The sequence below is a fragment of the uncultured Neisseria sp. genome, from assembly GCF_951230505.1.
Taxonomy (GTDB): domain Bacteria; phylum Pseudomonadota; class Gammaproteobacteria; order Burkholderiales; family Neisseriaceae; genus Neisseria.
The window spans coordinates 1-8,332 of sequence record NZ_CATNVN010000078.1; the positions used below are offsets into that span (position 1 = coordinate 1).

An 8,332-nucleotide genomic window follows, 5' to 3' on the forward strand; every position below is an offset into this window, starting at 1 on the left:
GTCTGAAAAACGAATATTAAAGTTTTTCAGACGGCCTTCTTTTCTTTTAACTTTCAACAAGTCCCGATAAAATGGACACTTTGTAAGTGATCATTGATGGAAGACGCAATTATGGCAACCGAACCGAAAAATTATACACGATTTAGAAAATAATTTCAAACAAAACAATATATTAAAACTCAAACAAATCTTTCCCGAAGTCTTTTGCGAAGACCAAATCGACTTTGAGAAACTCAAACTCGTCCTTGGCGCAGAAAACCTTGCCGGTGTGGGCGAACGTTATCAACTCGATGCTGTAGAAACTAGTAGCGTTGTTTACAGTATTTCCAGGAGAATACTGAAACATGAACATGCACAAAAACACCCGTCTCACCCCGTCTCTGGATTTGGATATCCTCAACGGCATCATGCGCCAAGCCGTGTTGCAGCAGCTGCAAACCTACTTGGGCGCGGACACCATCATCGAAACACACATCACCCGCGATATGCTCGAACGCGCAGAAAAAATCCGCCTCTCCAACGCCTTGAGAGGCGTGTTTGAGGCAGATTTGGTGTACTAGGAACAATCAATGATTTCTCGGAAATGGATAAAGCCTGAAGGCGATTATTCGTTAGACAGTTTATCTGTCTGAGACGGTTTATCTGTCTGAGACGGTTTATCTGTCTGAGACTTGTGCGTTTGCAATATGCTCACTACCTTACCCTCATAACGCTGGCGTAACCACGCCTGTATCCGCTCGTAATCTTTGGCAGGTAGTGGCTGCTCCAATTCGAGAGAGACAACGACGATATCGTCATATGTATCTGTCTTCGGTTCTGCGTTTTTTTGGCTTTCAGACTGTTCGGAAACAGGCGTTGTTTGCGCTTTATCCCAAGCCAAGCCGCGTCCGACAACGATTTTTTCCGCTTCCGGATATTGGGCTTTTAATTCCTTAAGTACCGCTGCATCGTCGATATCGGAGGCTTTGCCTGCCAGTACGGTATCGATATAGGCCTGTTGCTCTTTCAGCTCATTTTGCTGCTGAACCGGGTTGTTTTGGCTTGCCAGCAATTCTTCGATTTTGGCATTGTCCCCTCCCGCATAGACCACGTTGACCTTCGGCTCTTTCACACCTGACGCTTCAAGGCTTTTCACGAGCAAGGCGGAAATTTTCTCGGCATTGCCCGTTCCATTGACAACCAGACTGACTTTATTTTCTCTATGGTTCAACATCTTACGCAGCACGAAAAAACCTTCCTGTTGCTTCGCAGTGGCAATGGCAGCATTGGCTCTGGTGTTGAAGATTTCCTGACGCACCAGTCCTGATGCCATATAGCCGCTCGGAATCATGACAGCAAGTACGACGGCAGTAATAATGATGCTGTGCAACCGGCGTTTGGATTCCTTTACCAACCCCCTGCGCGGCAGCTTGAGCAGCTTGGAAAACAACAAGGTCGCAAAAGCGATGAACACGCAGTTGATGGCAAAAAGATATGAAGCACCGAGAAAGTAGTGCCAGTTGCCATGTGCCAGTCCGTAGCCCGCAGTACACAGGGGTGGCATCAATGCGGTAGCAATCGCCACACCCGGTATGGCATTGCCTCCCTCTTTTCGGGTCAGCGCCACAATACCCGCACTACCGCCGAAGAAGGCAATCAACACATCCCAAAGGGTCGGCTGAGTACGCGCCAAAATCTCGCTTTGCGCCTCTTTAAGCGGGGTTAACAGGAAATACAACGTAGCGGTAATCAAGCTGATGACGGCGAATATAATAATATTGCGCACGGCTTGACGGATCAGCGCAGTATCCCCTACCGCCAAACCGTAACCCATACCGACTATCGGCCCCATCAACGGCGAAATCAACATCGCTCCGATCACTACTGCCGTGCTGTTTACATTCAGACCGATACTCGCCACGGCAATGGCAAACATCAATACCCACATATTAGTCCCGGACACCCGAGTATTGGCACGGATGGTGGCATCAATTTTATCGGGATGGGCCTGGTCATGCGCAAGATTGAACACATCTTGCAACTTGGTCATGGCACCATTGTCTTCTTTTGGCTGATTTTCTTGTTCTTCTTGGTTTTTAATGTTTTCTTGGTCTTGCATTTTCATCCTTAAATCAATCTTAACGATTGTCTCTGAATATTTAATTAACTGGAATTTCGGATACTGATAATTATGCTTTAATACTGATTTCAAATATGATTAAGCAGATACCTTGCAGAAGGTTAGCATACACATGAAAACGCTGACAACGCTGATCCTGCGTAGGCCTTCACGAAACCAGCATATGCAAAAACCTTCTCTCAAATCCAATTCCTACTTTTTCAGCAGCAACCGCCATCAAAATTTTTTAAGGGGCTGTACTAGATTAGCCCTAAATTCCACATCATTTTTGCAGGATTTTAAGCTGTTGAGACGGTGTGCCGAAATTAAATCGAAATTCGCATTCTTTCAAGAACAGCGGGAAAGATTTGCGATCGATTCCGTTATATTTGCGCAAGACGCGTTTTGCCTGATTCCAAAAATTTTCAATGCCGTTAATGTGGTTCTGACGCTCTGCAAATTCCTTGGAATGGTTGATGCGGTAATGGATGAAACCGCTCACGTCCAACTTGTCGTAGCTGCTCAGGCTATCCGTGTAAACAATGCTGTCCGGCATGATTTTCTTTTTAATGACAGGGAGTAACGTTTCAGACTTGGCATTATCCACCACAACGGTATAGACCCGTCTGTTGCGTTTCAGAATGCCGAAGACAACCACTTTTCCTGCCGCACCGCGACCACGTCTGCCTTTACGCCGTCCGCCGAAATAGCTTTCGTCCAGTTTGACAGAGCCCTCAAAAACCTCATCGGCGGCCAAGGCCAAATGACAGTTGATAACCGTGCGGATTTTACGATAGAACAGTGCTGCCGAATTGGGATGGATACCCAAAATATCGGCGGCAGAACGGGTGGTAACTTCGAGTACAAAAAAACGAAGCAGTTTTTTCTGTACTTTTTTCTTTAATTTGCAGTGTGTTATCTTCATATTTTCGAGGGTAACATATCTGCTAATCTAGTACAGCCTCTTTTTTTAATAATGTTAATGTTAATACGTAACAAAAACAAATTCCTGCTTGTAGGTTAAAATCAGCCTATGCTAATATGCGCAACAACAGGTTTTTCCAGAATAATCTGTGCTAAAATGCAGGATTAGATGGAAAACTCTATCCGAATTCGGTACAATACCGACGAATTATTTCCCTTAAACAACCTGCCGCAAGGCGAAAAGGAACGACTGACATGTCAAACATCGAACAACAAGTTAAAAAAATTGTTGCTGAACAACTGGGCGTAAACGAAGCCGAAGTGAAAAACGAATCTTCTTTCCAAGACGATTTGGGTGCTGACTCTCTGGACACCGTAGAACTGGTGATGGCTTTGGAAGAAGCTTTCGGCTGCGAAATCCCTGACGAAGACGCTGAAAAAATCACTACCGTACAATTGGCTATCGACTACATCAACGCCCACCAAGGCTAATCGGTCGCCTCAAACATCCAGCCTCTGCTGCGCCATCGCAATAGAGGCTTTTACCTTATTATCAAACCCCTGAAATTTCAGACGGCATGAGTTTTGCCCGTTTTCACGAAGAAAAAGAGCAAGGCTGCCGCGAAAATCCCGACAACCAACAGCGAGATTATCATGAGTCAGAGAAGAGTAGTCATCACAGGTCTTGGCCAAGTATCACCGGTCGGCAACGACGTCGCCACCGCATGGAGCAATCTGCTCGCAGGCAAAAGCGGCATCGGACGGATTACCCGCTTTGACGCATCCGACATCAACAGCCAAATCGCCGGCGAAGTGCGCGATTTCGATATCGGCCAATACATCAGCGCGAAAGAAGCGCGCCGTATGGACGTGTTCATCCACTACGGTATTGCCGCCGCCCTGCAAGCCATCAATGATTCAGGCTTGGACGATTTGGAAACCCTCGACAAAGACCGCGTCGGTGTCAACATCGGCTCCGGTATCGGCGGCCTGCCGAGCATCGAAGCGACCGGCAAAGCCGTTATCGAAGGTGGCGCGCGCAAAATCAATCCTTTCTTTATCCCAGGCTCGCTGATCAATCTGATTTCCGGTCACGTGACCATCCTCAAAGGCTACCGCGGCCCGAGCTACGGCATGGTGTCTGCCTGTACGACCGGCGCGCATTCTATCGGCGACTCTGCACGACTGATTAAATACGGCGACGCAGACGTGATGATTGCCGGTGGCGCAGAAGGTGCGATCAGCACTTTGGGCGTTGGCGGTTTTGCCGCCATGAAGGCACTTTCCACCCGCAACGACGACCCTGCTACCGCTTCCCGTCCGTGGGACAAAGGCCGTGACGGTTTCGTTATCGGCGAAGGCGCTGGCGTGCTGGTGTTGGAAGAATTGGAACACGCGAAAAAACGCGGTGCGAAAATTTACGCCGAAATCGTCGGCTTCGGCATGAGCTCCGATGCCTACCACATTACCGCGCCTAACGAAGAAGGCCCTGCATTGGCCGTTACCCGCGCCCTGAAAGACGCCGGCCTGAATCCTGAAGACGTTGATTACGTCAACGCACACGGTACATCGACTCCTTTGGGCGATGCCAACGAAACCAAAGCCATCAAACGCGCTTTGGGCGATCATGCGCGCAAAGTCATTGTTAACTCCACCAAATCCATGACTGGCCACTTGCTTGGCGCGGCCGGCGGTGTGGAAGCGTTGTACAGCGTGTTGGCGGTACACGAGCAAAAATCTCCACCGACCATCAACATCTTTGAACAAGACGTTGAAGCCGGTTGCGATTTGGACTACTGCGCCAACGAAGCACGCGATGCGAAAATCGACGTTGCCATCTCCAATTCCTTCGGCTTTGGCGGTACCAACGGCACATTGGTATTCAAACGCTTCAAAGACTGATAGAAGGTTTTAAGTAGATTAAAAGGCCGTCTGAAACTTGGTTTTCAGACGGCCTTTTTTATTTTAAAATCCAAATATTCTTGATAATCTGTATCATTTGTATAAAAATACCGATTCCTATCAATATCGCCCGGATTTTATCGGGTAATCAACCCAATTACATTTTTATCAGGAGTCTGCAATGAAAACCATCCGTATTCTAGCATTGGCCGCTGCACTGGCCGCCGTGCCTGCATTTGCGTCTGATTTCGGCCATGAACAGGCATTGACCATAGACGGCAAGCCTGCCCATTTGGCAGAAACTTCAGCCCGTATTTTGGCAAACGAAACCCTGACTGCGCCGCAACTGGTCGAAGATATCACTGATGGATTCGGTTCGAAAAAAATTCCAGGTTATAAATTGATGATTATGGGCCGCACTTATTCGGTGGCGGCAGAAACCAAACCGCCGAAAGAGGGCCAAACTCAGTGGCGGGACAATACGTTCATTCATCGCGGCGTAAAACTGTTTGTCGGTATTCCGGTCAAAAACGGCAAGATGGATTTGGCATCTGCCCGATTGATTAATATCGGCGTGGTTGACGATAACGGTGGTGCTGCGCCTCATGATGAGGGTGAAAAAATCCGTCCGGTCGGCAAACAGCTGATGTCTCCCGATACCAAAGTGGAAAATGTGAAACTCAATATTGCCAAACTGACGTTGCCAAATATGAAATTGGGTGAAACCAGTGGCGGTGGTGTGAAATTGGAAGCATCAGCAACATTGGATAGTAAGCCGATACAGACTAAAATCGACAGCACCTTCTCCCGCTTCTATTCCGCCAAACCAGCCGCTACACGGCCGTTTATGGCAGATGCACGGTTTGTGAAATAATCGTAAAGGCCGTCTGAAATCCAGTTTCAGACGGCCTTTTATATAACGAAACTGCATAAGTTTAGTTTTTCATAGATTAAGGGTAAGGAGTTAAAAAAAGCGTAGAATGGCGATTTTAAAAAATCATCATTGGAGGTCGATCATGACGGTAACGATTTTAGACGGCGGAATGGGGCGTGAACTGCATCGGCGCGGCGCACCGTTTCGGCAGCCGGAATGGTCTGCTTTGGCTTTGATGGAAGCACCGGATATTGTGCGTGAAACGCATTTGGATTTTCTTCGCGCAGGCGCGCAGGTGATTACGACCAACAGCTATGCGCTTGTTCCGTTTCATATCGGTCAGGAGCGCTTTGATGCTCAAGCTGCCGAATGGGCAAGGCTTTCCGGCTGTTTGGCGCGTGAAGCAGTGGAACAAAGCGGGACTACTGCAAAAGTGGCCGCAAGCCTGCCGCCGTTGTTCGGTTCTTACCGCCCTGACTTGTTTGACAAATAAGTCGCACCTGCTTTGGCTCGCCCTTTAATATCGGGTTTGATGCCGTTTGCTGATATTTGGTTGGCAGAAACCGTATCCAGCTTGGAAGAAGCGCGTTTCTGGCGCAGCAGTCTGCCTGATGACGGTAAGCCGTTTTGGGTGTCGTTTACTTTGGAAGATACGATGCCGCATGATGTACCGGTGTTGCGTTCGGGAGAAAACGTGCACGAGGCGGCAGATTTCGCGGTAGAAATAGGTGCGGCGGCAATGTTGTTCAATTGCAGTCAGCCTGAAGTAATGGCGGAAGCTTTGAAAGTGGCACATGAAGCCCAAAGCCGTCTGAAACTGGGTGTTTACGCCAATGCATTTGAACCGGTACAAGGACAGATGAACGAGGCCAACGATGGTTTGGATCCGATTCGCGCTGATGCCACGCCGGAAAATTATTTGGCATGGGCGAGACAATGGGCGGATTTGGGCGCGGAAATCATCGGTGGGTGCTGCGGTATCGCACCTGAACATATCCGTGCGTTGGCGCAAGGATTTAAGGCCGTCTGAAAGCGGCTGCATAATATTTTGATACGGTTAGAACAGGCTAAAAAAGCCGGTAATGCCGTCGCTTCACAAACACATAATTATAAAAATCAGGAATAAACATGTCGCAAAAATCTCAAATCGGCTTGGTTGCACTGACGGCCTTGGTTATCAGTTCCATGATTGGTTCGGGTATTTTCAGCCTGCCGCAGAATATGGCTGCCGTTGCAGGTTCGCAGGCTTTGCTGTTGGGTTGGCTGATTACCGGTGTGGGCATTATCTTTCTCGGCCTGTCATTTTCGGCCTTGTCCAAACTTAAGCCCGAATTGGATGGCGGTATTTATACGTACGCCCGCGACGGCTTCGGCGATTTGATGGGTTTTTTCTCGGCGTGGGGCTATTGGCTTTGCACCACGGTCGGTATTGTCGGCTATTTGGTGGTTGCGTTTGAAGCAGTGGGCGGATTTGTCGATACGCCGGACAACGTGATTTTCGGTAAAGGCAACACATTTGCTGCTTTTGTTGGAGAATCAGTAATTGTGTGGCTGATTTACTGGTTGGTAGTGCGCGGTATTAAAGAAGCGGCAGGAGTGAACCTGATTGCGACGGCAGTCAAAGTATTTCCGCTGATTTTATTTATCGGTATGGCAGCCTATTTCTTTCAAACCGAAGTGTTTATGTCCGATTGGACAGGGGCGAGCCTTGCTACGCCTGAAAATCCTGATGTCAGCCTGATGACGCAGGTGAAAAACACAATGCTGATTACGCTGTGGGTGTTTACCGGTATTGAGGGTGCGGCGGTTTTGTCTAAGCATGCGCGAAGTCGTGCTGATGTCGGTCGAGCAACCATTATCGGAGTCAGCTTGACGCTGGCAATGTATGTGGCAATTACCGTCTTGGCCCAAGGTATTTTGCCTCGTGCGGATATTGCTGCAATGGCTAATCCGTCTATGGCGGGCGTGTTGGCGCACATGGTCGGCCCTTGGGGTAAAGTGCTGATTTCTTCCTGCCTGATTGTGTCTGTGCTGTCGTCTTATTTAAGCTGGACGCTGTATGCGACCGAGATTCCGCACATGGGTGCGAGAAACGGTGCATTTCCAAAATCGTTTATCCCGTTGAATAAAAACGAAGTGCCGCAGGGTTCGTTGATGTTTACCACCTTGACCGTGCAGTTTTGCCTATTGCTGGTGTGGTTAAAAGGCGAGGATTATTCTGCCTTGCTGATGGTATCGACTTCCATGATTTTGATACCGTATCTGTTAATTGGTGCATATCTGCTCAAATTATCGCTGACACAAAAGGCTGCGGCAAAATACCGTCTTATCGGCGCGGCAGCAACGCTTTATGCGGCTTGGATTGTCTATGCGGCAGGCACGGAATATTTGCTGCTGTCAGTCTTGCTCTATTTGCCCGGCGTATTGCTGTTTCTCTATTCGAACACTATGGAAGTTGTCAGTTCAACCGTATGGAAAAAGCCGTATTGGTATTGCTGTTGATTTTGGCTGTGCCGGCCGTACAGCAGTTTGTC

7 protein-coding genes and 2 pseudogenes are annotated in these 8,332 nt (G+C 48.4%); 6 read left to right on the top strand and 3 right to left on the bottom strand.

What is annotated here, in order from left to right; all coding sequences use genetic code 11:
- Window positions 1-172: 172 nt before the first annotated feature.
- Entirely contained in the window at window positions 173-346 is a 174-nt protein-coding gene (locus Q1M25_RS06180; protein WP_079454256.1) for a DNA topoisomerase, read from the bottom strand.
- A gap of 22 nt (window positions 347-368) precedes the next feature.
- On the opposite strand from Q1M25_RS06180, the pseudogene Q1M25_RS06185 reads away from it, so the two are divergent.
- Window positions 369-560, top strand: a pseudogene (locus Q1M25_RS06185) (aminotransferase class IV); the annotation flags it as partial.
- 44 nt (window positions 561-604) lie between these two features.
- Here Q1M25_RS06185 and Q1M25_RS06190 read toward each other — a convergent pair.
- Complete coding sequence (locus Q1M25_RS06190) at window positions 605-2,098, bottom strand: TIGR00341 family protein (RefSeq protein ID WP_300482987.1); 1,494 nt, start codon at window positions 2,096-2,098, stop codon at window positions 605-607.
- A gap of 283 nt (window positions 2,099-2,381) precedes the next feature.
- Window positions 2,382-3,023, bottom strand: a complete 642-nt coding sequence (locus tag Q1M25_RS06195) for an IS1595 family transposase (protein WP_150536973.1) — start codon at window positions 3,021-3,023, stop codon at window positions 2,382-2,384.
- Between the two features lie 254 nt (window positions 3,024-3,277).
- On the opposite strand from Q1M25_RS06195, the gene acpP reads away from it, so the two are divergent.
- From acpP to Q1M25_RS06220, 5 genes and pseudogenes are all read left to right on the top strand, one after another.
- Complete coding sequence (gene acpP, locus Q1M25_RS06200) at window positions 3,278-3,514, top strand: acyl carrier protein (RefSeq protein WP_003679644.1); 237 nt, start codon at window positions 3,278-3,280, stop codon at window positions 3,512-3,514.
- 162 nt (window positions 3,515-3,676) lie between these two features.
- Window positions 3,677-4,924 carry a beta-ketoacyl-ACP synthase II gene (gene fabF / locus Q1M25_RS06205; RefSeq protein WP_039861923.1) on the top strand — a complete coding sequence of 416 codons (1,248 nt, stop codon included), beginning with the start codon at window positions 3,677-3,679 and terminating at the stop codon, window positions 4,922-4,924.
- Between the two features lie 181 nt (window positions 4,925-5,105).
- On the top strand, window positions 5,106-5,798 hold the full coding sequence (locus Q1M25_RS06210) for a hypothetical protein (protein ID WP_150536972.1): 693 nt from the start codon (window positions 5,106-5,108) through the stop codon (window positions 5,796-5,798).
- Window positions 5,799-5,940: 142 nt separating this feature from the next.
- Window positions 5,941-6,828: pseudogene (locus Q1M25_RS06215) on the top strand (homocysteine S-methyltransferase family protein).
- Between the two features lie 98 nt (window positions 6,829-6,926).
- Window positions 6,927-8,300, top strand: coding sequence for a basic amino acid/polyamine antiporter (locus tag Q1M25_RS06220; RefSeq protein WP_300482993.1), 1,374 nt, complete (start codon window positions 6,927-6,929; stop codon window positions 8,298-8,300).
- Window positions 8,301-8,332: the final 32 nt, after the last annotated feature.

Coding starts and splice junctions, on each gene's coding strand:
- Q1M25_RS06180 (WP_079454256.1), bottom strand. CDS start 346: ATGTTTCAGTATTCTCCTGGAAATACTGTAAACAACGCTACTAGTTTC.
- Q1M25_RS06190 (WP_300482987.1), bottom strand. CDS start 2,098: ATGCAAGACCAAGAAAACATTAAAAACCAAGAAGAACAAGAAAATCAG.
- Q1M25_RS06195 (WP_150536973.1), bottom strand. CDS start 3,023: ATGAAGATAACACACTGCAAATTAAAGAAAAAAGTACAGAAAAAACTG.
- acpP (WP_003679644.1), top strand. CDS start 3,278: ATGTCAAACATCGAACAACAAGTTAAAAAAATTGTTGCTGAACAACTG.
- fabF (WP_039861923.1), top strand. CDS start 3,677: ATGAGTCAGAGAAGAGTAGTCATCACAGGTCTTGGCCAAGTATCACCG.
- Q1M25_RS06210 (WP_150536972.1), top strand. CDS start 5,106: ATGAAAACCATCCGTATTCTAGCATTGGCCGCTGCACTGGCCGCCGTG.
- Q1M25_RS06220 (WP_300482993.1), top strand. CDS start 6,927: ATGTCGCAAAAATCTCAAATCGGCTTGGTTGCACTGACGGCCTTGGTT.